Here is a 25985-nt window from a genome sequence, read left to right as displayed (position 1 = left end):
GTCTTCTAGCTTATCCAGTTCATTCGCGTCGAACCCGGCGGGCGCGTCCTCTCCCACCTGTCCGAGGTCGAGCAGCGCTTCAACAACACGTGCAACGCGAATGCATATTGTTTGCCAACCGGTTTATGCTGGCGCTTTCGCCAGCTTCGCCTCTCGCGCCGCCTTCATCTCGGCGAAATCGTCGCCCGCGTGATAGCTCGAGCGGGTCAGGGGGCTGGAGGCGACCTGCAGGAAGCCCTTCGCACGCGCGATCGAGCCGTAGGCAGCGAAAGCCTTGGGCGTGACGAAGTCCTCGACTTTGGCGTGCCGTGGGGTCGGCTGAAGATATTGGCCCATGGTGATGAAATCGACATCCGCGCTACGCATGTCGTCCATGACCTGATGCACCTCTAGCCGCTGCTCGCCCAGACCTAGCATGATGCCGGACTTGGTGAAGATCAAAGGATCGTGTGCCTTTACCTCCTCCAGCAACCGCAGCGACGCATAGTAGCGCGCACCTGGGCGGATCGTCGGATAAAGCCGCGGCACCGTCTCGAGATTGTGATTGAAGACGTCTGGACCGGCCTCGCAGATCGCCTCGATGGCGGGACGCATCTTGCCGCGGAAATCGGGTGTGAGGATCTCGATCGTCGTATCCGGCGTCTCGCGGCGGAGCGCCTTGATGACCTTGACGAACTGCCCTGCCCCGCCGTCCGGCAGGTCATCGCGGTCAACGCTGGTGATGACGATGTGCTGCAGACCCATCTTGCCTGCCGCGATGGCAACGTTTTCGGGCTCCATCGGATCGACCATGCGCGGCATGCCGGTCTTGACGTTGCAGAACGCACAGGCACGCGTGCAGACGTCGCCCAGGATCATCACTGTGGCGTGTTTCTTGGTCCAGCACTCTCCAATATTAGGACAGGCCGCTTCCTCGCACACGGTGTTGAGGTTGAGCTCGCGCATCAACTGGCGCGTCTCGTGATATCCCTTGCTGACGGGGGCCTTCACGCGAATCCAATCGGGCTTGCGTTGCCGCTCGGGTCGTGCGCCTTCGGGTACGGGTGCGCTGGAAAGATCGTTCATTGCGCCCATCTAGGCGCCGCGTTGCGGTCTTGCCAGTCCTTTCCCAGAACGCCATGGAGCGTGCATGAAGAGCTTCTCAGACCTGATCGACGGTTATCGCAACTTCCGCAAGAACTCCTGGTCCGCGCAGCGCGAGCGGTGGAGCCAGCTCGCGGAGGGGCAATCGCCGCAAGTCATGGTTATCGCCTGCTCCGACAGCCGCGCCGATCCGATGCAGATCTTCGATGCTGCTCCCGGCGAAATCTTCGTCGTGCGCAACGTGGCGGCGATGGTGCCGCCGTTCGAGACAACGCCGGGCCACCATGGCGTTTCGGCGGCATTGGAGTTCGCAATTCAGTTCCTCAAGGTCCGCGAGGTCGTAGTGATGGGCCACGGTTTCTGCGGTGGCTGCAAGGCGGCCCTGACACAGGATCTGCATGGCACCGAACCCGGCAGTGGCGGCTTCATCGCCAACTGGATCGCCATGCTCGATGAGGTTCGCGAACCCATCGCGGCAAAACTCGGCACAGATGGCCGCGAAGCCGAACGCGCGATGGAGCACGCGGCGGTCAAAGTAAGCCTTGCCAATCTGCGTACGTTCCCCTGCGTGCAGGAGAAGGAGGGCGACGGCTCGCTCCGGCTGTACGGGGCGTTCTTCGCCATCTCCGACGGCGTGCTCCACCTGCTCGATGAACGAACCGGCGAGTTCAAGCCCACGGACTAGGCGCTTGCCGCATCGCGCGCGCGCCGGCATGGAGGCACGCATGACCGAAGAGCTGCAACGTAACATCGCTCTCCTGATCGACTCCGACAATGCGAGCCCGGCGGGGATCGACCCGGTGTTGACCGTCCTGGCCGAACTGGGACAGGTCAATATTCGTCGGGCCTATGGCAACTGGCGCAAACCTGCGCTGAAAAGCTGGGCCGACCTCGTCCATCGCTATGGCATCGAGCCGCAGCAGCAGTTCGATCTCACGCGCGGAAAGAACGCCACCGACATGAAGATGACGATCGACGCGATGGACCTGATGTATCGCGGCCGCGTACACGGTTTCGGCATCATGAGCTCCGACAGCGATTTCATGCCGCTTGCCATGCGCATCCGTCAGGACGGCTATCCCGTGTATGGCTTCGGCAGCCCGAAGACACCCGAGGCATTTCGCCAGGCTTGCACGCGCTTCATCGACGTCGAAGCCCTGATCCGCGCGGAGAAGGAGGAGCGCGCCAATGGCAAGGACGGCAAGCTCGATAAGGATCTCCTGCAGCTCCTGTTCGACGCCTACAACGCCAGCAAGCGCGACGAGAACGGGTTTGCCAAGCTGTCCGAAGTCGGTCAGCTGGCCGGTAACCGGTCAAGCTTCGACACGCGCAATTATGGCTTCGCACGACTGATCGACCTGATCGAAGCGATTCCCAACTTCACGACCGAGCGGCGCGAAGGCGGGCAGATCTGGGTAAAGCGGCTGCGCTGACGGCGCAAAAGGAAAGGCGCGGGCCGCAACCCGCGCCTTCCCCAAACTTTCGCAGCTGATTACTGGGCCGGCGTCGACGCAGCAGGCGCTGTCGCGCCATTGCCCGCTGCCTGCCGTTCGGCATAGAGCGCCCACAGGTCCGCGATCGGTGCGCGGGCGCCGTCCACCTTGTCGAACGTCGCCTTGGCTTCGGCAAACTTGCCTTGATCGAGCTGTGCAATCCCGAGACGCGTCAGTACGCGGCCGGTGTCGACATCGGCCCGAGTCAGAGCAAGCTGGTACATCTCTTCGGCTTCGGCGGGCTGCTCGAAGTTCAGGTACATGTCGCCCGCCGCGGCAGCGAGGAGCGCGTTGGCACCGGATGCGCGTGCATCGCTTTCCAGTTCGGGGAGATCGGCACGAGCCGATTCCATCTGCGCCTGAGCTGTCGACTTCGCTTCGGCAACCAGGACATCGCTCTCGTTCAGCATGTTCGCCGCCAGCCCAGCATCGACCACACGGCCGACCTCGGCCGGCAGGCGGCGTGCATCCGCTGCCGAGATGTAATCGACATAGTCGCGCTCGCTACGCAGACTGTCGGTTCGTTCGGCAAGGCGCATCAGGTCGAGCAGCGACTGATCGTCATAGTCGTAGAAGCTGCGCTGCACGGCAATCGCGTCCCCCCACACATCGCTGGAAGGATAATGCGTGACGTACAACCGGCTGAATGCCGTTGCCTGCTCGGGCAGCTGGTTATTGTAGGCGACCGCGAAGCCGCGCTGGATCCAGCTCTCGTCGACCGGCTGTCCGGCCTGCTCCTGCGCCCGGATCGCCTGCAAGAGGTAGTCCAGACCGGCCGCATGATTGTTCTCGGAGAAGTAGGTTTCCGCGATCAGGCCCTGCGCGTTGGCGGTCTCGTATCCCGCGGCCGCGGCCTGTTCGAAGCGTTGGCGCGCCGCGGCCCAGTCTTCAACCTGATAGGCGAGCTGTCCGGCCGCGAACGCCATGCGCCCCTGGTCCTCGGCCGCAATCTTGCCACTCTCCAGCATCATCTCGACGCCCTGACGCTGGACCGCCATGTCCTCGTTGCGGACACCGATCGTGTATACCGCCTGACCGGCGACGAGCCGATCGTCCTCGGTCTCTACGGCAGCCAGAAGAGCAGGGATTTCAGCCTTGAGCGCCGCGGGATCTTCCTGCGCTTCGATGCGCTTGCCGAGCGGCTGATAGACTTCCACGAATCCCTTCGAATAATTCGGCTTCGCCCGCTCTTCTTTCTGCGCCTGAGCGGGGGCCTCAAGCGCAACGGTGCCGATCGCTCCGCCCGCGAAGAACGCGACGGCAAGAGCAAAGTGAGTGCCGAATCGCGTGGTTCGCGCCTTCGGATTGCGGACGAATGACAGCATCTGGGTATCTCCCATTGACAGAACTAAGGCCATGTAGGCTGAGAAAACATCTGAGGCAGGCGCTAGTGCCGCCTCATGTCCGGTATTGCAATCGCTTGTAGGGGAATCGTGCTGAACGGGCTTTGAATGCCTCGTTCGGGCCCAGATCAGGCACGAGTCGCCGGAAGTGTGGAAAAAGCTGGCCCGAGTGCCCATCTCGGGGCTGTTCAGGTGGCGATTCCCTGGCTTCTCCCCTAGGCTCGCCCCCGGATTCCCAGGCAACAGAACGAAAAGAAAAGAAGTCCCTTGAGCGACGATACCGAGACTCTTTCTCCGCCCGTACCAGCGGGCGATTTCGATCGCGTCGACATCGTCGACGAAATGAAGACGAGCTATCTCGATTACGCGATGAGCGTGATCGTGAGCCGCGCGCTGCCCGACGTGCGCGACGGGCTCAAGCCCGTTCACCGCCGAATTCTCTTCGCCAGTCAGGAAGGCGGCTTCGTCGCCGGACGTCCCTATCGCAAGAGCGCCAAGATCGTGGGCGACGTGATGGGTAATTATCACCCGCATGGCGACGCCGCGATCTACGACGCCCTCGCCCGCATGACGCAGCCGTGGTCGATGCGTGTGCCGCTGGTCGACGGCCAGGGCAACTTCGGCTCGATGGATCCCGATCCGCCGGCCTCGATGCGTTACACCGAAGCGCGGCTTGCGAAAGTGGCCAACAGTCTGCTCGACGATCTCGACAAGGACACCGTCGATTTCTCAGACAACTACGACGGTTCGCGGCAGGAGCCGACCGTCCTTCCCGCGCGCTTCCCCAACCTGCTGGTCAACGGCGCGGGCGGTATCGCGGTCGGCATGGCGACCAACATCCCGCCGCACAACCTGGGCGAGGTCATCGACGGGTGTCTGGCCTATATGGATGATCCCGGCATCAGCAGCGAAGAGCTGTTCGAGATTATCCCGGGGCCGGACTTTCCGACCGCGCCGCTGATCCTCGGCCAGTCGGGCGCCAAGGCTGCCTACACCACCGGACGCGGCTCGATCCTCATGCGCTGCCGCCATACGATCGAGACTTCGCGCGGCGATCGCCAGTCGATCGTGCTGACGTCGATCCCCTACCAGGTGGGCAAGGCGGGCCTGGTCGAAAAGATCGCCGATGCTGCGAAAGAGAAGCGGATCGAAGGGATCGCGGATATCCGCGATGAATCGAGCCGTGAAGGCGTGCGTGTCGTCGTCGATCTGAAGCGCGACGCAACGGCTGATGTCGTACTCAACCAGATCTGGCGCCACACGCCCGCGCAGGCCAGCTTCCCCGCCAACATGCTCGCAATCCGCGGGGGCCGGCCCGAAGTCCTGACGCTGCGCGACTTCATCCAGGCGTTCATCGCCTTCCGCGAACAGGTCATCACCCGTCGCACCAAGTTCGAGCTGAACAAGGCACGCGAACGGGCCCACATCTTGCTTGGTCTCGTCGTCGCGGTCTCCAATCTCGACGAGGTCGTCGCGATGATCCGCGGGTCGTCCAACCCGGCCGATGCGCGCGCCAAGCTGCTCGGCAAGGAATGGCCGATCGGCGACATCGCGCAATATATTCGCCTGGTCGAGGCGATCGAGCCCGACGCCGAACAGCAGGGTGGCACCTATCGCTTGTCGGAACGCCAGGTAAAGGCGATTCTCGATCTGCGCTTGCACCGCCTCACCGCGCTCGGCCGCGACGAAATCGGCGACGAGCTCAAGGAACTGTCGATCGCGATCGAGGAGTATCTCTCGATCCTTGCCGATCGGGTGAAGCTCTACGGCGTCATGCGCGACGAGTTGAAGGAGATCCGCGAACTTTACGCTACCCCAAGGGTCTCCGAGATCGCACCTGCCTGGGACGGCATCGATGACGAGGACCTGATCGAACGCGACGAGATGGTCGTAACGGTCACACTCGACGGCTACATCAAGCGCACCCCGCTCTCGACATTCCGCGCGCAGAACCGCGGCGGCAAGGGCCGCGCCGGAATGGCGACCAAGGATGAGGATGCGGTGATGGAGATGTTCGTCACCTCAACTCACAATCCGGTGCTGTTCTTCTCTTCGGCCGGAAAGGTCTATCGGCTCAAGGTCTGGAAGCTGCCGGAAGGTGGCCCGGCAACCCGCGGGCGACCGATAGTTAACCTGCTCCCCGCCCTGGACGAAGGCGAGACGATCCGCACCGTACTTCCGTTGCCCGAAGATGAGGAAAGTTGGGGCGCCCTCTCGGTGGTCTTCGCGACCGCGAAAGGGAATGTGCGACGCAATTCGATGGACGCGTTCACGAATGTCCCGTCGAACGGCAAGTACGCAATGAAATTCGACGAGGGCAGCGACGACCGCCTGATCGGCGTGGCTTTGCTCGACGCGAACGACGACGTCCTGCTCGCGAGCAGCAATGGCAAAGCGATCCGCTTTGCAGGCGACGACGTGCGCGAATTTACCAGCCGCACCTCCACCGGCGTTCGCGGCATGAATCTCAAAAAGGACGATGAGGTCGTGTCGCTCTCGATCCTGCACCGGATCGGGACCGAAGGGGAAGAGCGCGACCAGTATCTCCGCTACGCCCCGTGGAAAGGCGAGAGAGATGGCGAGCCCGATCTCGCACCCGAACGGTTCGAGGAACTGGCGGAGAAGGAGCAGTTCATCCTCACCGTCTGCGCCAATGGATATGGCAAGCTTTCGTCGGCCTACGAGTATCGCCGCATCGGTCGGGGTGGACAGGGTATCCTCAACATCGACAATGTGGAACGCAACGGACGGGTAGTGGCAAGTTTCACCGCCACGCAGCGGGACCAGCTCATGCTGGTGACGGATCGGGCCAAGCTGATCCGGATCGGGCTGGACAGCCTCCGTGTGATCGGGCGCGGGTCGGCGGGCGTGCGCCTGTTCAAGGTCGCGGAAGGCGAGCACATCGTCAGCGCCGTGCGGCTCGACGAAGAGCCCGATCCCGAAAACGAGGCCGAAGAAGCTATCGTGGAGGAAATGGCCGCCCGCGGCAGCACGGAAACGGCGCCAGCGACGACATCGCAATCGGGCGACGACGCGGCCGGCGGCGAGGCCGATGGCGAGTGATGCCGTCGCGCCGCACGGCCTGTATCAGACCGTGCGGCGCAGCGTCTTGATCACACCCGTCGCAATCAGGAGCTGACCCGCGAAATAGCACGGCCAAACCAGCAGGCCCGGGACCGCACTCGACGAGAGCGGACCCATCCGCGCGAAGATCAGCAAATCCGAAACGACGAACAGAACCGCGCCGAGCCCCACACGATAGCGCGGAAAGCGGCTCATCCATGCGCACGCCGCCATGCCTCCAAGCGCCAGTGCATAGAGCGCGACACCCGCATCGCCCGCGAGCAGCCAGGAGATCAGCGGCGTGCCCAGCAGCAGCGCCACGGCGAGCGCCTTCTGGCTCGATGCGGCTTTCTCCCGCCCATTGCGCAGATAGAGGGTCATTGCGGCAAGATGCGATGCGAAGAAGGCGCCGCCGCCCCAGATGAAGTCAAGCTCAAGCAGCATGTCACCGAGCGCCGAGAGCCCCATGACGAGCGCGAGAAGCCGGCCGTCTGCGCTCGCGTGGCGTTGCCAGGCGTAGATGGCGAGGAAGCCGACGCCCGCGCCTTTGAGAAGGATCAGCCACAGCTCTCCGAGTGGCCATCCGCGAACGAAGAAATAGATCGTAGCCGCAGTGATCGCAGCGAGCAGCCAGGGCCTGTGTTCGAGCAGCGCGCGTTTCGGCATCATCCCTTCCCCCTCGGAGCGCGTCCTTGGACTTGAACCCTGCGGCAGGCAAGCACTAGGTGCGCATCATGACCCATCACGTCCACATCATCGGCGGCGGCCTCGCGGGCAGCGAAGCGGCTTGGCAACTCGCACGGCGCGGCTATCGTGTGCGGCTGTCCGAAATGCGCGGTGGCGGGGATTCGACGCCGGCACATCAGACCGATGGCCTGGCCGAACTCGTCTGCTCGAACAGCTTTCGCTCGGATGACGACGAACGCAATGCAGTCGGATTGCTGCACCATGAGATGCGGCGACTGGACTCGCTGGTGATGCGCGCGGGCGAAGTCGCACGCGTACCCGCCGGATCCGCCATGGCAGTGGACCGCGACGTATTCTCGGCCGAGGTCGAAACCGCGCTGGCGGAGCATCCGAACGTCACGATCGTCCGCGAGCGGATCGACGAGTTGCCTGCGCGCGGTTCCACGATCGTGGCGACAGGGCCACTGACGGCGCAGGCGCTCGCCGAAAGCATCGTCCGCGCGACCGGGCAGGACCGGCTGGCGTTTTTCGATGCCATTGCTCCGATCATCCATCGCGACAGCATCGACATGGACGTCTGCTGGTTCCAGAGCCGGTGGAACAAGGGCGACGGCAAGGACTACATCAATTGCCCGATGGACAAGGACCAGTACCTTGCCTTCCATCAGGGGCTGCTCGACGGCGAGAAGATCGCGTTCAAGGAGTGGGAGGCCGACACCCCCTATTTCGAAGGTTGCATGCCGATCGAGGTCATGGCCGCGCGCGGAGTGGACACGCTGCGATACGGGCCGATGAAGCCGGTGGGGCTCGACGATCCCAGGACCGGGCGCTGGCCCTATGCCGTCGTTCAACTCAGACAGGACAACAAGCTCGGCACGCTGTGGAACATGGTCGGATTCCAGACCAAGCTGAAGCACGGTGCGCAGGTCGAACTGTTCCGCACGATTCCCGGTCTCGAGAACGCGGAGTTCGCGCGCCTCGGCGGCCTGCACCGCAACACCTTCCTCAACTCTCCGCTCGTACTCGATCGGCAGCTACGCCTGAGGGGCGGCGAGCATGTCCGCTTCGCGGGGCAGATCACCGGATGCGAAGGATATGTCGAGAGTTCCGCGGTCGGGATCATGGCCGGACTCATGACGGCAGCCGAGATTGCCGGCACTGGGTGGACTCCGCCGCCCCGCAGCACGGCAATGGGTGCGCTGCTCGCGCACATCACCGGCGATGCCGAGGCAGAGACGTTTCAACCGATGAATGTCAATTTCGGCCTCTTCCCTCCCCTCCACGACGTCAAGAAGAAGGCGCGCAAGGAAGCCTATACGAACCGGGCCAAGGCGGATTTCGGTGCATGGCTGGAGAGCGTGGTGTGCGTCCCCGCGTAAGCGAAACGCCGCGTTCGCTCCTTGCACAGAAGGGCACTGAACGGCACAGAAGAGCACTGAGCGGTCGCTCGGACCGCCTGGAGCCTGGCCATCGGCCGGACGGGACCGGGCGCTAGCACTCGCACGCCGGCTTCGGCTTGCGCTTCGGCGCCGTCGTCGCAAACTCCGCCGGGGTCAGTTCGCCATCGCCATCCGCGTCGGCACCTTCGAAGCGCTCCGCGGTCGTCACCGCCCATTCCTCGAAAGTCAGCAGATTGTTGCCGTCCGTGTCGAGCTTCCGGAATCCGTCGCTGCGGGTGGAGAGCATTTCGTTGCGTGTGATCTTGAGATCGCGATTGCGGTCATAGCGGAAGAACCGACGCTGCTCGCGCGTCAGCTCGGTCGCCTCGGGCGGCTCGGGGCCGGTCATGTCGGCGGGATCGACCTGCGGCAGAACGCCGTCGTCGAGCTCTTCGACCTCCGCCAACGGCGGCGGGGCGCCCCGTTCAACCTCGGCCCTCCCTTGCCACCAGAACATGCCCAACCCCGCGATCATCAAGGCAGCGACCGCTCCCAGTACGAGCCGGTTCATTCTCGGTTCTCCCCTTCCCCGTGGCGATCATAGGCTAACGGCCGATCATGCCAAGACGCAGCGCGGCGAGGATATCGCGCCGCCGCGCGACGAGCGGCGCTCCACCGCGTGCCGAGGCGCGATGCGCCAGTCCCCGAAGGACCGCGAGCGGGCGGAGGACGCGCGGAAGCCGGGGAACCCTGCGTTCGCCCTCCCCCGCCAGCCGGAGCGCGGTCCGGCGTTCGTGCTCGTCGCTCACCCGCGCGGCGAGGTCGGCGAGCGCCCAGTCTCGTCCGGCATCGCGAGCGTTCGCTTCCGCCCTCGCCTCGCCCGCCAGCCGTGCGAGCGCGGCGAATGCCTCGGCGCGCGCCGCCGCGAATGCCTCCAGCGCGGCGCCAGGCAGCGGTGCATCGCCAACGAGCTGCTCCCAGCCATCGACCAGTCCGATGAGCGCATGTTCCTCTCCCCCCCAGAGTTCGAGCGAATCGAGCACCGGATCCCCCCTGGCGCGTCCAGGTTGCGGCTTGCCCAGCTCGTCACGCCACCAGGCAAGCCGGAGCTGCGCCAGCAGCGGCTCATTCGCCTTCGCGACCAGTTCACCCAGCCGGGCATCGAGCGCGAACAGCGCAGCGGTCTGCGCGCGAATGCGCGCGGGGGCGTAGTTCAGCGCCAGCCGCTGCGGGAGAGGGAGGAGATCGATGTCCATCGAGCCGCTGGCCGATAGCATCGTTCGGGGCGGCCGCGCCATGCCGATCCGCGATAGCCGTCATTTGGAGTTTCTTAATGCAGCTCGCCTAGGGCGCATTGTGAACAACTTCGGAAGTTCCATGACGGGTATGGGCATCGCCAAATCGCTTGCAGCGCTCTGGCGCGATCGGGGGGGGAATACCCTGCCGATTTTCGCCGCCTCGCTGATTCCACTGCTCGCGATCGTCGGCGGCGGCGTGGACACCAGCCGCGGCTACCTGACCAAGACGCAGTTGCAGAACGCCTGCGACGCGGGCGTGCTGGCGGGACGGCGCGCCATGGCCGGTACCGGCGAGTACACGGACGACGAGAAGGCGAAGGCCTCCCGCATGTTCGACGCGAACTTCGATTCTGCCATCATCGACGCAGAGGACGTCGCCTTCGACACACGTGCCGGCGACGAAGGCGAGGTCTTCGGTACCGCTACGGCGACCATACCGACGGTCCTGATGCAACTGTTCGGGACCCAGGAGCTTTCGTTCTCCGTCGGCTGCATGGCCGAACTGCAAATCGCCAACACCGACGTCATGTTCGTGCTGGACACGACCGGCTCGATGAACGGCCCGCGCATTCAAGGCCTGCGAGAGGCGGTAAGGGACTTCCACGAGACCATCGCCTCGTCCGTCGCCGACCAGAATGTCCGCGTGCGCTACGGCTTCGTGCCCTATTCGACCACCGTGAATGCCCGCGTGCTGCTCCAGGACCCCGACAATCTTCTGCCTGCGGGCGATCTTTCCGACGCCGACTTTCGCGACACCACCCCGTACCAGACGCGCGTCGCCAAATTCGATAATTTCGATTATGTCATCAGGAACATAGTGCCACTGGACAGTCAGACGTATTCCAGTTCGGATAGTTGGTGGAACTGCAGCGATTCCTGGGTTGAAAGGTCCGGCACGAAGCCGGCGAATGTAACGGTTTCTCGCTTCCAGGAGAACTATACCTATAACGGCTGCCAGGTGACGCGAAACCGTTACCGCTACGAATACGAGAACCGCCGGGCCTTCCACTTCAGCGGCTGGAGTTATGAAGAGGCGGATCTGAATACGTCGAACTTCAAAGCCTTCGACAGCGTATCCATCGCGACCGGTTTCGATCCGGAGCTCTCCTTCGTCGAGACGGAAGGAAAGTACGACGTGGTGGAACTGGCGAGGTTGTCGATCCGCGGGATGACCACCTCCAGCTCGACCTGGAACGGCTGTCTGCAGGAACGAGACACGGTCCAGACCGACGATTTCGATCCGGTTCCCGATGATGCGTTCGATCTGGATATCGCGCTGATCCCCGATAGCGAAGCTACGCGCTGGAGCCCGATCTGGCCGGCAGTGTCGTATTACCGCACCCCCGGTTCCACCTCGACAAATACGGGTACGAAGACATCCTCGATCCCCTGCCCGGCGCCGATGCTGCCTTTCCAGAACATCGACTTGTCGGGCACGAGTACCGAGGTTCCCGCCTGGCTCGACACCTATCTCGAAAACCTGAATGCGACGGGCAACACCTATCATGATATCGGGATGATCTGGGGGGCGCGGCTGGGCAGCACGCGCGGTGTGCTCGCCGGCAACGTCAATGACGGTGATCTGGACAACATCAGCCGTCATCTCATCTTCATGACCGACGGGCAGATGGAACCCCATATCCAGTCATTCACCGCCTACGGCGTGGAATGGACCGACAACCGCATCGCGCCGGCGTGGGCCAGCACAGGCGCGGTAGCCGCCCGCCACACGCAGCGCTTCCTCGTCGCCTGCGATGCGGCGAGGGCGGAGGGCTACACGATCTGGGTGATCGGCTTCGGGTCCGCGCTCACGAACGAGATGCGGGCCTGCGCGACCGGACAACGTGCCTACTTCTCGAACGACTCCGACGAACTGCGCGCGACGTTCCGCTTCATCGCCTCGCAAGTGGCGGACTTGAGGCTCGGCGAATGATCCGCAGCCGCTCCCTCCGGCGCGACACGACCGGCGTCACGATCGTGGAGTTCGCGATCGTGGCACCGGTGCTGCTGGCATTGATCTTCGGCATTCTCGATCTCGGCCATGGGCTCTACATGCGGTCCGTCCTTCAGGGCGCGGTACAGGATGCCGGACGCGACGCGGGCCTCGAAAGCGGCCAGGCGGCGCAAGCGGATATCGACGCGAGCGTGAAGGCCAGCGTCCAGGCGGTCATGCCGTTCATCCCGGACGAGGACATCGCGATCGAGCGTTCCAACTACCAGGCGTTCAGCGACGTCGGCACGCCCGAGGATTTCGACGATACGAATGGCAACGATACCTACGACGCCGGCGAATGCTTCACCGACCAAAATGGCAACGCCCAATGGGATTCCGATGTCGGCGCTGCCGGACTCGGCGGGGCGGACGACATCGTTCACTACCAGGTGACCGTCACCTATGACCGGATCTTCCCACTCTGGTCGATGATCGGCCTCCCGCAGCAGGACACGGCGCAGGCGACCACCGTGATGCGCAACCAGCCGTTCGGCGTACAGGAAGGCCGGACCTCGGTGCGGGTGTGTCCATGATGAAGGCGCTATCGCGATCACTGCGCCATTTCAGGGGGCTCGCAAAGGCCCGCGACGGTGTGGCGCTGATCGAGTTCGCCTATTCGCTGCCGATCCTGGTCACGCTTGGTTTCGGCGGACTGGAACTGATCAACTACACGATGGCCCATCTGCGGGTGAACCAGATCGCCATTTCGTTGGCGGACAACGCCTCGCGCGCGAAGCAGGAGGTCATCGGCAGCGATCCCCGCTTCCGCGAATTGGACGCCAACGAGTCGATCCGCGCCGCGCAGTTGCAGGGCGGCAATCTGGACCTGGAAGGGAACGGCCGCGTGATCCTCTCCAGCCTGGAGGTGAATTCGGACGGCGGCCAATGGATCCATTGGCAGCGCTGCGGCGGAGACAAGTCCTACCCCTCCCGCTACGGCGAGGAGGGCGAGGGAGAAACGGGAACCTCGTTCGCGGGAATGGGGACCGGATCGCGCCTGGTTGAGGCGGAACCCAGGTTCGCGATCATGTACGCGGAGGTCTTCTACGACTACGAGCCGGTGATATTTCGCGGTCTGATCCCGGAGCAGACGATCTACAAGACCGCGGCGATGTACGTCCGCGACGACCGCGACCTGAGCGACATCTTCAACCCCGACCCGAAGGCCGAGGAGAGCACCTGCTGATCGCTCGCGGCGGCCGTTTCATCCATGCGGCGAACGCATTCTGCCACAGCGAATCGGCGACGCTCTGCGAACGTCGCGCTAGTCAGACGTAACAGACCTTCTTCGCCGCCTCGACGATCCGCGGCGCATCGATCAGTGCCATCTTCTCGAGATTCGCCGCATAAGGCAGTGGGACATCCTCGTTGCACACGCGCAGGACTGGCGCGTCGAGGTGATCGAAGCCTTCCTCCATGCAGATCGCGATCACTTCCGACGCGATCGAGCACGTGGGCCATCCTTCCTCGGCGATCACCAGGCGGTTGGTCTTCGCGAGGCTTTCGAGGATCGTTTGCCTGTCGAGAGGGCGCAGGGTGCGCAAGTCGATCACTTCCGCATCGATGCCCTCCTCCGCCAGCTTCTCCGCCGCCTCCAGGGCGAAACCGACGCCGATCGAATAGCTGACGATCGTCACGTCCGAACCCTCGCGTACGATCCGTGCCTTGCCGATCGGCAGGACGTGATCGTCGAGTTCGGGCAGTTCGAAGCTGCGACCGTAGACCAGTTCATTTTCGAGGAACACGACCGGATCCTCGCTGCGGATCGCGGCCTTGAGCAGACCCTTGGCGTCGGAACTGTCGTAGGGCGCGATCACGATCAGTCCCGGCACACTGGCATACCAGGGGCCGTAGTTCTGGCTATGCTGAGCGCCGACGCGGCTGGCCGCGCCGTTCGGCCCGCGGAAGACCACCGGGCATCGCATTTGCCCGCCCGACATGTAGTTCGTCTTGGCCGCGGAGTTCACGATGTGGTCGATCGCCTGCATCGCGAAATTGAACGTCATGAATTCGACGATCGGCCGCAGTCCGCCCATCGCCGCGCCAGTCCCGATGCCGGCAAAGCCGTATTCGGTAATGGGCGTGTCAATGACCCTCCTGGGTCCGAATTCATCGAGCAGCCCCTGCGTGACCTTGTAGGCGCCCTGATACTCGGCAACTTCCTCGCCCATGACGAACACGCGCTCGTCGCGGCGCATCTCTTCCGCCATGGCATCGCGCAGCGCCTCGCGAACGGTCACCGTGGCCATGTTCGTGCCATCGGGAATCGCCGGATCGGACTTGGGCTCGGATTTCGGCTTGCTCGGGGTGATCGAGCCCTGTTCGTCGTCCGACTTCTCGGCCTTCGGCTCGGCCTTTGCCGTTGAATCCGCCTCCTCGTCCTTGCTGTCGCCGGTTTCGGCAGGCGCCTCTACCTCGGAGACGTCCTCGCCCTCCCCGGCGAGCACAGCGATCACCGTTCCGACCTTGACGTTCTCGGCCCCTTCGGGAACGAGGATCTTCCCCACCGTTCCTTCATCGATTGCCTCGAATTCCATCGTCGCCTTGTCGGTCTCGATCTCGGCAAGGATGTCGCCGCTGGAGACCTCGTCCCCCTCCTTGACCAGCCACTTGGCGATCGTGCCTTCCTCCATCGTCGGGGAAAGCGCAGGCATTTTAAGTTCGATGGCCATCAGTCGGTTACCGTCTGCTGATGTTGAATGAGATGCCAACCGGCATCGGCACCGCGATATGTGCTCGAGCAGTGGCAGGTGTAAGCTGGATCATCGCCGCGCCTGGCTTCCGCACGATAGGCAAGCACGGCAACGTCCTTCCCGAACCGCACCAGGCGCGTCTCGGAGATGTCGAGTTCCTGCCAGCGCGGCGCGTTCTCGATCCCCGCAATCGCACCGGCGCGATCCATCGTGCCGATACCAGGAAAAACCATCACGCAGTCGGGGGCGACCAGTTCGTCGTAAGCCGCGGCACCCTCCATCCACAGCCGGCGCTCCGCCTGCCACAGGTTGTCGTCGGTTATGGCCAAGCTCAATACTCCTCCACCAGAACGTCGGTGTAGAGTTCATCTGCCTCCGGCTCCGGCGAATTCTCTGCGAAGTCAGCCGCTTCCGACACGATCCTGCGAATCTCCTTGTCGATCGATTTCAGGTCGTCCTCGCTCTTGCCGTTCTCGACCAGCACTTTCTTGAGACCTTCGATGGGATCCTTGTGCTCGCGCACGTCCTGCACCTCCTCGCGCGTGCGGTACTTGGCCGGATCGGACATCGAGTGACCGCGATAGCGGTAGGTGTTGAGCTCCATCAGCACCGGCCCCTTACCCTCGCGAACATGCCTGAACGCCACTTCGGCTGCGGCACGCACTTCGAGAACGTCCATGCCGTTGACGTCCATGCCGGGGATGCGGAACGCGGTGCCGCGGCGGTAGAACTCGGTCTCCGCGCTCGACCGCGCGGTGCTGGTGCCCATCGCGTACTGGTTGTTCTCGATCACAAAGACGATCGGCAGCTTCCACAGCGAGGCCATGTTGAAGGTCTCGTAGACCTGCCCCTGGTTCGCCGCGCCGTCGCCGAAATATGCGAGGCACAGGCCGCCATCCTCGTTGTACTTGTGCGCTAGGGCGAGCCCGCCGCCCAGCGCCACCTGCGCGCCGACGATGCCGTGCCCGCCATAGAATTTATGCTCGGTGCTGAACATGTGCATCGAGCCGCCCTTGCCCTTCGAAATGCCGGCCTGGCGCCCCGTCAGTTCGGCCATGATGACCTTGGGATCGATTCCGTAAGCGAGCATGTGGCCGTGATCGCGGTAGCCGGTGATCACGCTGTCCTTGTCGTTGTCGAGCGCGCTCTGAAGCCCGATCGCGACCGCTTCCTGGCCGATGTAGAGATGACAGAAGCCGCCAATCAGACCCAGGCCGTAGAGCTGCCCCGCCCTCTCCTCGAACCGGCGGATGAGCAGCATCTGCCGATAGAATTCCATCATCTCGTCTTCGGAAGCGTCGTAGCTCTTCGCCTTCTCGAACGCTTCCTGCAGGCTGTGCAGCGCGAAGTCGGGATCGTCGACCGGGCCCTGCTGCTTGCTTTTTGCGGGCGTCTTGCGGGTCTTGGCGGTTCTGGCCAATTCACATTTCCTCGGTTGTGGCGATCACCCTGGGGAGGTGCGCCGCATCGCGCGGCATTGGGCGCCTATAGGCGCAAGCCGCGCGCGCGTGCAACGCCTCGGACCGCCGATGAATACGAAATTCCCGCCGAGCCAAGTGGTGCCCGTAGCCGACTATTCGCCCTGCTCGTTCTGCGGTTCGAGGATCAGCACGACCTCGTCGGGGTGCACCACGTTGAAGTTACGCCGCAACTCCTCGCCCACCAGATCGGGATCGGCATGGTTGGGATGAACCAGGTCCACACGGTTCCTGAGTGCATTCCGCTCGTCGGTCAGTTGCGCGATACGGGCCTGGTGCTGATCGAGAAGGCGCTCGTTTTCGCCCCAGGCGAGCAATCCGCTCGGTCCCGCGATCGCCAGACCGGTCAACAATAGCAGGAGCACCAGGGCAAATCCCTGAGTCAGTTGCTCCCTCGGCAACGCGATCCTGTGCCCTGTGCGCGTCATACCAGCGACAGAATCACAGTTAACCCCGCCATTCAAGCGGTTTGTCGGCGGCTGGCGCCGTTTTGCGACTATCCGAACTCTCAGCGGGAGCCGCTGCGCGTCTCCGCTCATTCAAACCATCAGCCCGCTCTTGCGAGACCGCCTCCAATTGGTTACACTTGAAACCAACAGAGGAGAACACAATCATGCCCGACCTGTTCGAAAATCCCGCCGGCCTCGATGGTTTCGAGTTCGTGGAGTTCTGCGCGCCAGAGAAGGGAGTTCTTGAGCCGGTGTTCGAGGCGATGGGCTTCAGCCATGTCGCAACGCACCGTAGCAAGGACGTCCACCTGTGGCGCCAGGGGGGGATTAACCTGATCACCAACTACGAGCCGAAGAGCGCCGCCTGGTACTTCGCGCGTGAACATGGTCCCTCCGCCTGCGGCATGGCGTTTCGCGTGAAGGATGCAGCCAAGGCCTGGCAGCACCTGATGGACAAGGGCGCTGAGCCGGTCCACGTCGAAACCGGGCCTATGGAACTGCGCCTGCCTGCGATCCGCGGCATCGGCGGCGCAATCCTCTATCTTGTCGACCGCTATGAAGACGAGGCCGGCGACGGCCTGTCGATCTATGATATCGATTTCGAGTACCTGCCGGGCGTGGAGAAGCATCCGGCAGGCGCCGGCTTCAAGCTGATCGACCACCTGACGCACAACGTCTATGGCGGGCGGATGAAGTACTGGGCGGACTATTACGAGACGCTCTTCAACTTCCAGGAAATCCGCTATTTCGACATCAAGGGCGAATATACCGGCCTCACCTCGAAAGCACTGACCGCGCCGGACGGCAAGATCCGCATCCCGCTCAACGAGGAAGGCGACGGCGGCAAGGGCCAGATCGAGGAATACCTGCGCGAGTTCAACGGCGAAGGCATCCAGCACATCGCGCTTATCTGCGACGACCTCGTCGCGTGCTGGGACAACCTCAAGAAGCTGGGCGTGCCGTTCATGACCGCCCCGCCCGAAACCTATTACGAGATGCTCGAAGAACGCCTGCCCGGGCATGGCGAAGACGTCGAGGCGCTGAAGGCGCGCGGCATCCTTCTCGACGGCACCACCGAAGGCGGTCGTCCACGCCTGCTGCTGCAGATTTTCGCGGAGGCACAGGTTGGCCCGGTATTCTTCGAGTTCATCCAGCGCAAGGGCGATGAAGGCTTCGGCGAGGGCAACTTCAAGGCGCTGTTCGAATCGATGGAGCGTGATCAGATCAAGCGCGGCGCGCTCAAGGTCGAGGACGCCAAGACCGTCGAAACGGAACCGGCGGAGTGAAACCGAAGGAAGCGGCGATGACCGAACAGGCAATGCACCCGATCAAGCTCGGCGGGGTCCACCACGCCGCCTACCGCTGCAAGGATGCCAAGGAGACGGTCGAGTGGTACGAGAAGGTGCTGGGCATGGAGTATGTCAGCGCCTTCTCCGAAGATCATGTGCCGTCGACCGGCGAGTACGATCCCTACATGCACGTGTTCCTCGATGCGGGTAACGGCAACGTGCTCGCGTTCTTCGAACTGCCCCAGCAGAAGGACATGGGACGCGACGAGAACACGCCAGCCTGGGTCCAACACCTCGCCTTCCGGGTCGGTTCGGAGGACGAGCTTCTGGCGGCGAAGAAGCACATCGAAAGCCTCGACATCGACGTGCTCGGCCCGACGCATCACGGCATCTTCAAATCGATCTACTTCTTCGATCCCAACGGCCACCGCGTCGAACTCGCGGCCGATATAGGCACCGACGAACAGTATGCCGAGCTCAAGCGGGTCGCGATGCCGATGCTGGAGGAATGGTCGCAGACCAAGAAGGCGCCTCGCCACGCCGACTGGCTCCACGAGATCGCCCGCGCCGAACACGCCGCCAAGGGCTGACACCGCGGCGTTGGTCTCGCCCGTGCCTGAGCCAGCTTCCGCGTAGTTCTTGCAGCACCGCGCCCGCGACCCTAAAGCGCGCTGCGGGGCGCCCGTAGCTCAGTCGGATAGAGCACCAGATTCCTAATCTGGGGGCCACAGGTTCGAATCCTGTCGGGCGCACCACGATCTTGAAAGCACGGAAGTTTGCGCTTTCCGCCCGACCGGCTTCAGCTAAACGATCCTGCTCGGCCAACGCCTCGCGCGGCGAACCACGCGTCGAAACGACATTGCGAGATCGAAGGGTACCTACCGGACCAGCAGCACCGGCACGTGCACCGTCCGGATCATCGTCGTAGTGGTACTGCCGACGATCAGCGTGCGCAGCGGTGAATGACCATACGCGCCCATCATCAGCATCGCACCAGGAGTCCGCGCCACGATGTCGGCGATGACCGCCTCGGGCTTCCCGCCCTGGAGCGTGGTGCGGACTTCACGGCTACCCTCCAGCTGTCCAGCGGCCTCGTCGAGCCTTTGCCGATGTGCCGCATTGTCGGCATCGGCCATGACGATGTGGACCGGCAACCCGTTGAACAGGGGAGAATTGCGCAGGCGCTCGAGAGCGCGGTTCGCCGCTTCGCTCGCGTCGTAGGCGAAGACGATCTCGCGCGGCTCTTCCACCGCTCGCGATGCGATCAGAATCGGGCGATCACTGGCACGCACCACGCGCTCGATCTTGGAGCCGATATGGTCGCTGGCGAACTCGTGGCCGGCACCGCGCTTTCCGATAACCACGACGCGCGCGTCCGCCTCGCGTTCGAGGATTGTCTCGACGATGCCGCCGTGCCGGTGGAGCGTGCGTACCTGGACGGCACCACTTTCCTGCAGCCGCTGCTCGCCAGCCGCGAGCAGCACGCGCCCTCGCTCGACCTGAAGCTTGGCGTCGCTCTCCTCCAACTGGACCAGCTCTTCCATCAGATTGGTCTTCACGCCCAGGCCGATCGCCCCCGACAGATCGCGGCGTGCGGCGACTGCATCGCGCCGCTGGACGACATGGAGAAGCTCGACCGGGAGCTGGAGTCGCCTGGAGGCCCAAGCTGCGAGGTCGCAGACGCTGTTGGCATAGGCCGAGGCATCGATGCAGGCGAGGATGTGCTGCATGATCTAGTCTCCTCTCAGTGACCGCCGAGCGCAGTGTCGGCGCCCGGCTTGTCGTGGACGGCGAAGCGATCGACCATCGAAGCGCTTGCCTCGTTGAGGCCGATCACTTCGACGGCGGTGCCTTCGCGGCGGAACTTAAGAATCGCCTTGTCGAGGGTACCGACTGCAGAGATGTCCCAGAAATGCGCTCGTGACACGTCAATCACGACATGATCGATCACTTCCTTGAAATCGAACGCTTCTACGAACCGTTCGGACGAGGCGAAGAAGACCTGACCGGTGATGCGATAAGTGCGGCTACGGCCGTCGGTCGAGAGCTCGCTTTCGACTGTGAACAGCCGTTTGACCTTGCTGGCGAAGAACAGGCCCGAGAGGATCACTCCGGTCAGGACGCCCTGGGCAAGATCGTGTGTCCACACGGTGATCGCCACCGTCGCGACCATGACCACCGAGGAATGCCATGGATGGTGACGGATGTCGCGGATCGAGCGCCACGAGAATGTGCCGATCGAAACCATGATCATCACCGCCACCAGCGCGGCCATCGGGATGATTGCCACGACGGGACCAAGTACCAGCAGCAGGAACAGAAGGAAGACGCCCGATACGAGGGTCGACAACCGCGTCGAGCCACCCGATTTCACATTGATCACCGATTGGCCGATCATGGCGCAGCCGCCCATGCCGCCGAAGAACCCGGTGACGAAGTTGGCGACGCCCTGGCCCTTCATCTCGCGCTGCTTGTCCGAAGGCGTGTCGGTCAGATCGTCGACGATCTGCGCCGTCAGCATCGATTCGAGCAGGCCGACAGCGGCCATCGTCGCCGAATAGGGGAAGATGATTTCCAGCGTCTCAAGCGTGAACGGTACGTCGGGGATGAGGAAGCTCGGCAGCGCCGCCGGCAACTCGCCCATATCGCCGACCGTGCGAACGTCGAAACCGGCATAGTAGGCGATGATCGTCAGGACGACGATGGCAACCAGCGGCGACGGAACAGCCTTGGTAAGCCGCGGGAACAGATAAATGACCGCCAGTCCTGCAGCGACAAGGACATAAGTCAGCATCGGAACGCCGGTGAGCTCGGGCAGCTGCGCCATGAAGATCAGGATAGCGAGCGCGTTGACGAACCCGGTGATCACCGAGCGTGACACATACTGCATCAGCAGGTTGAGGCGCAGAAATCCCGCGATCGCCTGAAGCACGCCCATCAGGATCGTGGCGGCGAACAGGTACTCGACGCCGTGGTCGCGCACGAGAGGCAGGACGAGCACGGCGATTGCCGCGGTCGCCGCCGAGATCATGCCGGGACGGCCCCCGACCAGCGAAATGATCACCGCGATGGAAAACGAGGCGTAGAGTCCCACGCGCGGGTCGACGCCCGCGATGATCGAAAAGCCGATCGCTTCGGGAATCAGCGCCAGCGCGACGACGATCCCTGCGAGGATGTCGCCACGCGGGTTGCTGAGCCATTCGCGTTTAAGCGAGGCAAATGTGGGCATTCGGAAGGACCTGAAAATGCTGCAGCACGACCGCGACACACGCTCGCAAACGAGGCGGGCTCACATTGCGAGTGGCAGAACGCCGAGATGCTTCAAGTTGTCCCGGGGATAGGCGCCGGGCCGAGCCACCCGGAACAAGCCGGGTCCAGCGGATGCGGCGGGCCCTAAGCTAGCAGCGGCTATATTGCAACTGCGAACACCCGTCGGTCCGCCGGCCTTGTTCCCCCTGCTCCGTTCTCCCGCTCATCGTCTCCGCGAGGGCACCGTTCGAGCTCCTTGTTTCAATTCCCGCCCCGATCGGTCAAAAGCGCCGCGATGCCCATGCGAACCGAGCTTGCCTTCGTGCGTGAGAACGGCCGCTGGCTGACCGCCGGTTTCCTGCTGACGCTGTTCTCTTCCTTCGGCCAAACTTTCTTCATCGGCCTGTTCGGAAATGACCTGCGCAGGTCTTTTGACCTGACGGCGGGTGGGTTCGGCGGCATCTACATGATCGCAACGTTGCTAAGTGCAGCGAGTCTGCCATGGCTCGGAAGAACGCTCGACATTATGTCCGGTCGGAAGGTGGCTGGATTCACGATCCCAGCTTTGGCGTTTGCCTGCATACTGATCGGTACGGTCCAGGGGCTCGTTGGCCTTACCGTCGCGATCTTCCTGCTGCGCCTGTTCGGCCAGGGAATGATGACCGAGATCGCTTTCACGGAAGTCGGCAGATGGTTCGAGGCCAACCGCGGCCGCGCGATGGCCCTCGTAACCCCGGGCTTCCAGGTTGGGAACGCGATCCTGCCTGTGGTCGCCGTATGGATCGCAGAAATGGCCGGATGGCGTCAGATGTGGCTCGCTTCGGCGCTGCTGCTGGCGCTTGTCGCCTGGCCGGTTCTGACTGCGCTCCTGCGAGTCGAACGGGTGCCGGCCGCGACACGAACGGTTCAGCCACAGGCCCGCACGGCAAGAGCCTGGACCCGTGCCGAGGTGATGGGGGATCCTGTTCTCTACATTCTGCTCGCCGGCACGCTTGCCCCGCCGTTCATCGGCACGACCATCTTCTTCCACCAGGGCCACCTCGTCGAACTTCGCGGATATGACTCGCTCGTGTTTGCCTCGGCGTTTCCCGTGATGGCGGCGACAACTGTGCTTTTTGGCTTCCTCTGCGGCTATCTGATCGATCGGTTCGGCGCGCTTCGCATCCTGCCCTTCTTCCTCCTGCCACTGGCGCTCGCCTCCGTGACCGGCGGGCTCGTCACGCCGGCCTGGGGCATTTACCTCTTCATGCTGTTGCTGGGGGTAAGCAACGGATTCACCCAGACGCTGCTCGGCGCTCTTTGGCCCGAAGTCTACGGCACCGCCAACCTGGGAGGGATACGGGCGATCACCGTCTCGGCCATGGTCCTGGCAACGGCGCTTGGCCCAGGAATTACCGGCGCACTTATCGACGCCGGCATCGATCTGCCACGCCAAATGATCTGGATGGGGATCTGGTGCCTGATGGGCTGCGCGGCCCTTGCATTCGCGGCATCGCTAGTACGCCGACGAGAATCCACTTAGCGGCACTGGCGGGTGGCCTTGATGGTCCGGCCCTGCACTCTCGGCACTCGCCGCTGCCACTGCAGCCCGCCCAGACATGGGCGGCCCGTATCTAGCGAGCATCCCGAAGTAAGAGGCGGCGCCCGCTGAACGCTGGACGCCGCCTCCTTTTCGGCCAGCGGGAAAGACCAGCGCTGGCCGCTATGCGCTCTTACTGCGCAACCTGATCCTCGGTCGCCTCTTCGGCCTCGTCAGCGGCGTCGCCCATGGCGTCGGCCTGCTCGTCGAGAACCTCTTCCTGTGCCTCATCGCCCTGCGCCTCGGCGAGGTCGGCCTCCTCTTCCAGAACGTCCTCCTGCGATTCCATTTGCTGTTCGGCAAGGTCTCCAGCAGCCTCTTCCTCGCTCTCGGCACAAGCCCTGAGCAACGAGAAGGCGAATGCGGATGCGACCATGGTTGCAGTTCTCAACTTCGTAGGAAAATCCCCTTGTTCTCTGCCCGACATTCGCGGGGGCCAGGCCATGGCTAGGTTATGGACAGAGGTCAAATATGGTCCCCGCGAACCATTTTGGAGGGTCGCAACTACCTGACGACGACAATTCGTCCAGGCAGGATCCCTCGGGCCCTCAAGAACGCGTTTGATACCGCGCCAGGCGAAAAGTCGCGCCGCAGCCTCACCCCGCAGCGATTTCAGTTAAGCTCGTCGGGCTCCGCGACGGGAAACGGTAACGGGGCGAGCGAGATACCTTCCTCGAGCAACTCCTTCGCCTCGTTCAGCGTCGCCTTTCCGTGGATCGCTTCAAGATCCTTCTCGCCATAGTGCATTGCGCGCGATTCTTCGGCGAAGTCGTCGCCCACCCAGCGGCTGTTCTCGAGCGCTTTGGCCTGGGCTTTGGCGAGCGCTTCCATCGCCTTGCGCACTTCGGCCGGAATCTTGCCGCCGCTCATCGGCTTCCTCGACTGGCTCACCGCAGCCCGCTGATTGCCTTTGGCCCCGACCGCCGGCGCCATCGGCGCCTTGACGATCTCGGCCGAACCGCACTGCGGACAGGTGACGAGCCCGCGCGCCTGCTGGCCGGCGAAGTCGTCGGATGAGCCGAACCAGCCTTCGAAACGGTGCCCTTCGGCGCAGGAGAGGTCGAACACGATCATTGCGGGCGCGCTAGTCGGGCATCTTGCGACGATTGGCAAGGCTCGGGACCTGCCGGCGGACTTCGGCGATGCGTTCAGCGATGATCTCCGCGAAGCCAAGCCCCGGCGCTTCGCCGCCCATGTCGAGCAGGACCTCGCCCCAGGGATCGGCCACGAGGCTGTGCCCGTAGGTTCGCCGACCATCCTCGTGAGTGCCGACCTGGGCGGCGGCGATCACGTAAGCGCTCGCCTCGATCGCGCGCGCGCGCTGCAGAACGTGCCAGTGCGCCTCGCCCGTCGGAACGGTAAAGGCGGCGGGGATGGCGATGGCGTCGCATTGGCGGTTACCGAGCGCCTCGAACAGCGCGGGAAAGCGCAGATCGTAGCAGATGGTGAGACCGAGACGGCCGAGCGGGGTCTGGGCCGTCACGATCTCCTCCCCAGCGCGGTAGGCATTCGATTCGCGCCAGCTCTCGCCGTTTGCGAGATCGACATCGAACATATGCATCTTGTCGTAGCGTGTGGCGACATTCCCGCTGGAGTCGATCAGGTAGCTGCGATTCGCCCACTTGCCGTCACCGAGATCGATCGCGAGCGAGCCGAGAGCGATCCACAATCCTTCCCGTGCCGCGGCATCGCGGACGGCGCTCAGCACGCGATCGTTCGCCTCATGCATGATCTTCGGTCCTGCACGGGTGCGGTCGCGATCGAGCAGGCCCGACATCTCGGGCGTGAACAGCATCGCCGCGCCCTCACCGGCCGCGCGTTCGACCGCCTCTACGATCGTCGCGGCGTTTTGCGCCGGGCCGACCCCCGACCGCATCTGGAGAACCGCCACACGGGTCATCCGCCGAGCAGCGCGTCCAGCTTGCCCTCGCGCTCGAGCGCATGAAGTTCGTCCGATCCACCGACATGCGTATCGCCGATGAAGATCTGCGGCACCGTGCGCGCGCCGGGCGCTCGCTTCAGCATCTCGTCCCGCCCCGGACCGCCCAGCGTGATGTCATGTTCGGTGTAGTCGACATTCTTCTGGCCGAGCAGGCGCTTGGCACGGAAACAGTACCCGCATCCGAACTTGGTGTAGATGTCGACCTTGGACGTACTCATTGATATTCCTCGATTATCGCTCACAAGGGAACCCTCTTGAACGGTGAAACCCGCTCCCTATCTGGCGAATGGAGGCGCATGCCGCAATGGATGCGTCCTTCCGAAAACCGCCGGGTGCCGCCTCGCGTGGGCCTGGCACGTGATCAAATTGCTCATAGGAGGATTTGTTTCGATGAACCGTCTTGATTTCACTCCCTATCGCCGCTCAACGGTCGGTTTTGATCGCTTGTTCGACCTGCTGGAACGGCAGGCACGTAGCAACACCGGCGACAACTACCCGCCGTTCAACATCGAGCGCCGCGGCGAAGACAGCTATCGCATCGTGCTCGCGGTGGCCGGCTTCCGCCCGGCGGACATCGATATCACGGCACAGCAGAACCTGCTCGTCGTTCAGGGCAAGAAGCGCGAAGAGACCGACGAAGAGGGTGAGATGCTCCACATGGGCATCGCCAATCGCGGTTTCGAGCGCCGCTTCGAACTCGCCGACTATGTTCGCGTCGAGAACGCCCGGCTCGAAGACGGGCTGCTTGCGATCGACCTGGTCCGGGAAGTGCCGGAAGCGATGAAGCCGAAGAAGATCGCCGTGAACGGCCAGAAGACACTCGAAGTCGTTCGCGACGATGATGACGCGGGCGAAGACAAGGCCGACGCCGCCTGAGGCGTCGGCAGCGACGGTCCGCTCCTGAACGGGGCGGGCCGTTCTGCCACCGCCGGCGCAACGAATGGAGGCGGACCCGAAAGCCCGCCCC

26 protein-coding genes, 1 tRNA gene and 1 other annotated feature are annotated in these 25985 nt (G+C 63.5%); of the genes, 12 read left to right on the top strand and 15 right to left on the bottom strand.

What is annotated here, in order from left to right; translation table 11 throughout:
• Nucleotides 1-123: 123 nt before the first annotated feature.
• Nucleotides 124-1065, bottom strand: a complete 942-nt coding sequence (gene lipA / locus ETX26_RS05065) for a lipoyl synthase (protein ID WP_129523560.1) — start codon at nt 1063-1065, stop codon at nt 124-126.
• Nucleotides 1066-1129: 64 nt separating this feature from the next.
• Between lipA and ETX26_RS05060 the strand changes: the two genes are divergently transcribed.
• A complete protein-coding gene (locus tag ETX26_RS05060) occupies nt 1130-1768 on the top strand; it encodes a carbonic anhydrase (protein WP_129523559.1) in 639 nt (212 codons plus the stop codon).
• A gap of 40 nt (nt 1769-1808) precedes the next feature.
• Nucleotides 1809-2516 (top strand): NYN domain-containing protein, encoded by a 708-nt coding sequence (locus ETX26_RS05055; protein WP_129523558.1) that lies wholly within the window; start codon nt 1809-1811, stop codon nt 2514-2516.
• Nucleotides 2517-2575: 59 nt separating this feature from the next.
• Here the strand turns inward: ETX26_RS05055 and ETX26_RS05050 are convergent, their stop codons facing one another.
• Nucleotides 2576-3901: a hypothetical protein gene (locus tag ETX26_RS05050; RefSeq protein WP_129523557.1), complete on the bottom strand. Its 1326-nt coding sequence runs from the start codon at nt 3899-3901 to the stop codon at nt 2576-2578.
• Nucleotides 3902-4186: 285 nt separating this feature from the next.
• Here ETX26_RS05050 and gyrA point away from each other — a divergent pair, with 285 nt between their 5' ends.
• Complete coding sequence (gene gyrA, locus ETX26_RS05045; RefSeq protein WP_129523556.1) at nt 4187-6982, top strand: DNA gyrase subunit A; 2796 nt, start codon at nt 4187-4189, stop codon at nt 6980-6982.
• Between the two features lie 24 nt (nt 6983-7006).
• Here gyrA and ETX26_RS05040 read toward each other — a convergent pair whose 3' ends face one another.
• Nucleotides 7007-7651 carry a lysoplasmalogenase gene (locus tag ETX26_RS05040; protein ID WP_318531649.1) on the bottom strand — a complete coding sequence of 215 codons (645 nt, stop codon included), beginning with the start codon at nt 7649-7651 and terminating at the stop codon, nt 7007-7009.
• A gap of 65 nt (nt 7652-7716) precedes the next feature.
• Here ETX26_RS05040 and trmFO point away from each other — a divergent pair, with 65 nt between their 5' ends.
• On the top strand, nt 7717-9048 hold the full coding sequence (gene trmFO, locus ETX26_RS05035) for a methylenetetrahydrofolate--tRNA-(uracil(54)-C(5))-methyltransferase (FADH(2)-oxidizing) TrmFO (RefSeq protein WP_129523555.1): 1332 nt from the start codon (nt 7717-7719) through the stop codon (nt 9046-9048).
• A 112-nt stretch (nt 9049-9160) separates the two neighbouring features.
• Here the strand turns inward: trmFO and ETX26_RS05030 are convergent, their stop codons facing one another.
• Together ETX26_RS05030 and ETX26_RS05025 are read right to left on the bottom strand one after the other, a co-directional pair.
• Entirely contained in the window at nt 9161-9619 is a 459-nt protein-coding gene (locus ETX26_RS05030; protein WP_129523554.1) for an EF-hand domain-containing protein, read from the bottom strand.
• A gap of 34 nt (nt 9620-9653) precedes the next feature.
• Entirely contained in the window at nt 9654-10304 is a 651-nt protein-coding gene (locus tag ETX26_RS05025) for a hypothetical protein (protein ID WP_129523553.1), read from the bottom strand.
• Here ETX26_RS05025 and ETX26_RS05020 point away from each other — a divergent pair.
• Genes ETX26_RS05020 through ETX26_RS05010 form a run of 3 tightly spaced genes read left to right on the top strand, consistent with a single transcriptional unit; the run spans nt 10297 to nt 13525 of the window.
• A complete protein-coding gene (locus ETX26_RS05020) occupies nt 10297-12279 on the top strand; it encodes a TadE/TadG family type IV pilus assembly protein (RefSeq protein WP_129523552.1) in 1983 nt (660 codons plus the stop codon). The two genes, ETX26_RS05025 and ETX26_RS05020, sit on opposite strands and share 8 nt — an antisense overlap.
• Nucleotides 12276-12872, top strand: coding sequence for a TadE/TadG family type IV pilus assembly protein (locus ETX26_RS05015; protein ID WP_165271690.1), 597 nt, complete (start codon nt 12276-12278; stop codon nt 12870-12872). The genes ETX26_RS05020 and ETX26_RS05015 overlap by 4 nt, the downstream gene beginning before the upstream one ends.
• A complete protein-coding gene (locus ETX26_RS05010) occupies nt 12869-13525 on the top strand; it encodes a TadE/TadG family type IV pilus assembly protein (RefSeq protein WP_129523550.1) in 657 nt (218 codons plus the stop codon). The genes ETX26_RS05015 and ETX26_RS05010 overlap by 4 nt, the downstream gene beginning before the upstream one ends.
• A gap of 82 nt (nt 13526-13607) precedes the next feature.
• Here ETX26_RS05010 and ETX26_RS05005 read toward each other — a convergent pair whose 3' ends face one another.
• From ETX26_RS05005 to ETX26_RS04990, 4 genes are all read right to left on the bottom strand, one after another.
• Nucleotides 13608-15011, bottom strand: a complete 1404-nt coding sequence (locus ETX26_RS05005) for a pyruvate dehydrogenase complex E1 component subunit beta (protein ID WP_129523549.1) — start codon at nt 15009-15011, stop codon at nt 13608-13610.
• Entirely contained in the window at nt 15011-15361 is a 351-nt protein-coding gene (locus ETX26_RS05000) for a nuclear transport factor 2 family protein (RefSeq protein WP_129523548.1), read from the bottom strand. Before ETX26_RS05000 ends, ETX26_RS05005 begins: the two co-directional genes overlap by 1 nt.
• 2 nt (nt 15362-15363) lie before the next feature.
• A complete protein-coding gene (gene pdhA, locus ETX26_RS04995) occupies nt 15364-16452 on the bottom strand; it encodes a pyruvate dehydrogenase (acetyl-transferring) E1 component subunit alpha (protein WP_129523547.1) in 1089 nt (362 codons plus the stop codon).
• A 153-nt stretch (nt 16453-16605) separates the two neighbouring features.
• Nucleotides 16606-16875 (bottom strand): FtsB family cell division protein, encoded by a 270-nt coding sequence (locus ETX26_RS04990; RefSeq protein ID WP_318531647.1) that lies wholly within the window; start codon nt 16873-16875, stop codon nt 16606-16608.
• Nucleotides 16876-17123: 248 nt separating this feature from the next.
• On the opposite strand from ETX26_RS04990, the gene hppD reads away from it, so the two are divergent.
• The 3 genes from hppD (at nt 17124) to ETX26_RS04975 (ending at nt 19003) form a co-directional block, all read left to right on the top strand.
• Nucleotides 17124-18245, top strand: a complete 1122-nt coding sequence (hppD, locus tag ETX26_RS04985; protein ID WP_129523545.1) for a 4-hydroxyphenylpyruvate dioxygenase — start codon at nt 17124-17126, stop codon at nt 18243-18245.
• A 17-nt stretch (nt 18246-18262) separates the two neighbouring features.
• The gene (locus tag ETX26_RS04980) at nt 18263-18838 is read left to right on the top strand and encodes a VOC family protein (RefSeq protein WP_191984684.1); all 576 of its coding nucleotides are present in this window, start codon (nt 18263-18265) and stop codon (nt 18836-18838) included.
• An 88-nt stretch (nt 18839-18926) separates the two neighbouring features.
• A tRNA-Arg gene (locus ETX26_RS04975) sits at nt 18927-19003 on the top strand.
• 123 nt (nt 19004-19126) lie between these two features.
• Here the strand turns inward: ETX26_RS04975 and ETX26_RS04970 are convergent.
• Nucleotides 19127-19978: a universal stress protein gene (locus tag ETX26_RS04970; protein WP_129523544.1), complete on the bottom strand. Its 852-nt coding sequence runs from the start codon at nt 19976-19978 to the stop codon at nt 19127-19129.
• 14 nt (nt 19979-19992) lie between these two features.
• Nucleotides 19993-21477, bottom strand: a complete 1485-nt coding sequence (locus ETX26_RS04965; RefSeq protein ID WP_129523543.1) for a SulP family inorganic anion transporter — start codon at nt 21475-21477, stop codon at nt 19993-19995.
• 95 nt (nt 21478-21572) lie between these two features.
• Nucleotides 21573-21627 (bottom strand) — a sequence feature (sul1 is cis-regulatory element that is thought to sense ions involved in sulfur or methionine metabolism; They are found in Alphaproteobacteria).
• A gap of 171 nt (nt 21628-21798) precedes the next feature.
• Here ETX26_RS04965 and ETX26_RS04960 point away from each other — a divergent pair.
• Nucleotides 21799-23019: an MFS transporter gene (locus ETX26_RS04960; protein WP_129523542.1), complete on the top strand. Its 1221-nt coding sequence runs from the start codon at nt 21799-21801 to the stop codon at nt 23017-23019.
• A gap of 190 nt (nt 23020-23209) precedes the next feature.
• Here ETX26_RS04960 and ETX26_RS04955 read toward each other — a convergent pair whose 3' ends face one another.
• The 4 genes from ETX26_RS04955 to grxC all read right to left on the bottom strand — a co-directional run bounded on the left by ETX26_RS04955 (nt 23210) and on the right by grxC (nt 25236).
• Nucleotides 23210-23467, bottom strand: coding sequence for a hypothetical protein (locus tag ETX26_RS04955; protein WP_165271689.1), 258 nt, complete (start codon nt 23465-23467; stop codon nt 23210-23212).
• Between the two features lie 221 nt (nt 23468-23688).
• On the bottom strand, nt 23689-24150 hold the full coding sequence (locus ETX26_RS04950; RefSeq protein ID WP_129523540.1) for a DUF1178 family protein: 462 nt from the start codon (nt 24148-24150) through the stop codon (nt 23689-23691).
• A 10-nt stretch (nt 24151-24160) separates the two neighbouring features.
• Nucleotides 24161-24976, bottom strand: a complete 816-nt coding sequence (locus tag ETX26_RS04945; protein WP_129523539.1) for a carbon-nitrogen hydrolase family protein — start codon at nt 24974-24976, stop codon at nt 24161-24163.
• The gene (grxC, locus tag ETX26_RS04940; RefSeq protein ID WP_129523538.1) at nt 24973-25236 is read right to left on the bottom strand and encodes a glutaredoxin 3; all 264 of its coding nucleotides are present in this window, start codon (nt 25234-25236) and stop codon (nt 24973-24975) included. The genes ETX26_RS04945 and grxC overlap by 4 nt, the downstream gene beginning before the upstream one ends.
• A gap of 172 nt (nt 25237-25408) precedes the next feature.
• On the opposite strand from grxC, the gene ETX26_RS04935 reads away from it, so the two are divergent.
• On the top strand, nt 25409-25894 hold the full coding sequence (locus ETX26_RS04935; RefSeq protein ID WP_129523537.1) for an Hsp20 family protein: 486 nt from the start codon (nt 25409-25411) through the stop codon (nt 25892-25894).
• Nucleotides 25895-25985 lie beyond the last annotated feature (91 nt).

The sequence above is a fragment of the Pelagerythrobacter rhizovicinus genome, assembly GCF_004135625.1.
GTDB classification, from domain to species: Bacteria; Pseudomonadota; Alphaproteobacteria; order Sphingomonadales; family Sphingomonadaceae; genus Pelagerythrobacter; species Pelagerythrobacter rhizovicinus.
This window is presented reverse-complemented; position numbering and strand designations above follow the sequence as displayed.

What these genes read in the sequence shown, in the direction of transcription:
- trmFO (WP_129523555.1), top strand. Translation starts at nt 7,717, where the DNA reads ATGACCCATCACGTCCACATCATCGGCGGCGGCCTCGCGGGCAGCGAA.
- ETX26_RS04945 (WP_129523539.1), bottom strand. Translation starts at nt 24,976, where the DNA reads ATGACCCGTGTGGCGGTTCTCCAGATGCGGTCGGGGGTCGGCCCGGCG.
- ETX26_RS05020 (WP_129523552.1), top strand. Translation starts at nt 10,297, where the DNA reads ATGTCCATCGAGCCGCTGGCCGATAGCATCGTTCGGGGCGGCCGCGCC.
- grxC (WP_129523538.1), bottom strand. Translation starts at nt 25,236, where the DNA reads ATGAGTACGTCCAAGGTCGACATCTACACCAAGTTCGGATGCGGGTAC.
- ETX26_RS05050 (WP_129523557.1), bottom strand. Translation starts at nt 3,901, where the DNA reads ATGCTGTCATTCGTCCGCAATCCGAAGGCGCGAACCACGCGATTCGGC.
- hppD (WP_129523545.1), top strand. Translation starts at nt 17,124, where the DNA reads ATGCCCGACCTGTTCGAAAATCCCGCCGGCCTCGATGGTTTCGAGTTC.
- ETX26_RS05010 (WP_129523550.1), top strand. Translation starts at nt 12,869, where the DNA reads ATGATGAAGGCGCTATCGCGATCACTGCGCCATTTCAGGGGGCTCGCA.
- ETX26_RS04980 (WP_191984684.1), top strand. Translation starts at nt 18,263, where the DNA reads ATGACCGAACAGGCAATGCACCCGATCAAGCTCGGCGGGGTCCACCAC.
- ETX26_RS05040 (WP_318531649.1), bottom strand. Translation starts at nt 7,651, where the DNA reads ATGATGCCGAAACGCGCGCTGCTCGAACACAGGCCCTGGCTGCTCGCT.
- ETX26_RS04960 (WP_129523542.1), top strand. Translation starts at nt 21,799, where the DNA reads ATGCGAACCGAGCTTGCCTTCGTGCGTGAGAACGGCCGCTGGCTGACC.
- ETX26_RS04965 (WP_129523543.1), bottom strand. Translation starts at nt 21,477, where the DNA reads ATGCCCACATTTGCCTCGCTTAAACGCGAATGGCTCAGCAACCCGCGT.
- ETX26_RS05025 (WP_129523553.1), bottom strand. Translation starts at nt 10,304, where the DNA reads ATGGACATCGATCTCCTCCCTCTCCCGCAGCGGCTGGCGCTGAACTAC.
- ETX26_RS05030 (WP_129523554.1), bottom strand. Translation starts at nt 9,619, where the DNA reads ATGAACCGGCTCGTACTGGGAGCGGTCGCTGCCTTGATGATCGCGGGG.
- ETX26_RS05005 (WP_129523549.1), bottom strand. Translation starts at nt 15,011, where the DNA reads ATGGCCATCGAACTTAAAATGCCTGCGCTTTCCCCGACGATGGAGGAA.
- ETX26_RS04970 (WP_129523544.1), bottom strand. Translation starts at nt 19,978, where the DNA reads ATGCAGCACATCCTCGCCTGCATCGATGCCTCGGCCTATGCCAACAGC.
- ETX26_RS05055 (WP_129523558.1), top strand. Translation starts at nt 1,809, where the DNA reads ATGACCGAAGAGCTGCAACGTAACATCGCTCTCCTGATCGACTCCGAC.
- ETX26_RS05015 (WP_165271690.1), top strand. Translation starts at nt 12,276, where the DNA reads ATGATCCGCAGCCGCTCCCTCCGGCGCGACACGACCGGCGTCACGATC.
- lipA (WP_129523560.1), bottom strand. Translation starts at nt 1,065, where the DNA reads ATGAACGATCTTTCCAGCGCACCCGTACCCGAAGGCGCACGACCCGAG.
- ETX26_RS04935 (WP_129523537.1), top strand. Translation starts at nt 25,409, where the DNA reads ATGAACCGTCTTGATTTCACTCCCTATCGCCGCTCAACGGTCGGTTTT.
- ETX26_RS05060 (WP_129523559.1), top strand. Translation starts at nt 1,130, where the DNA reads ATGAAGAGCTTCTCAGACCTGATCGACGGTTATCGCAACTTCCGCAAG.
- ETX26_RS04950 (WP_129523540.1), bottom strand. Translation starts at nt 24,150, where the DNA reads ATGATCGTGTTCGACCTCTCCTGCGCCGAAGGGCACCGTTTCGAAGGC.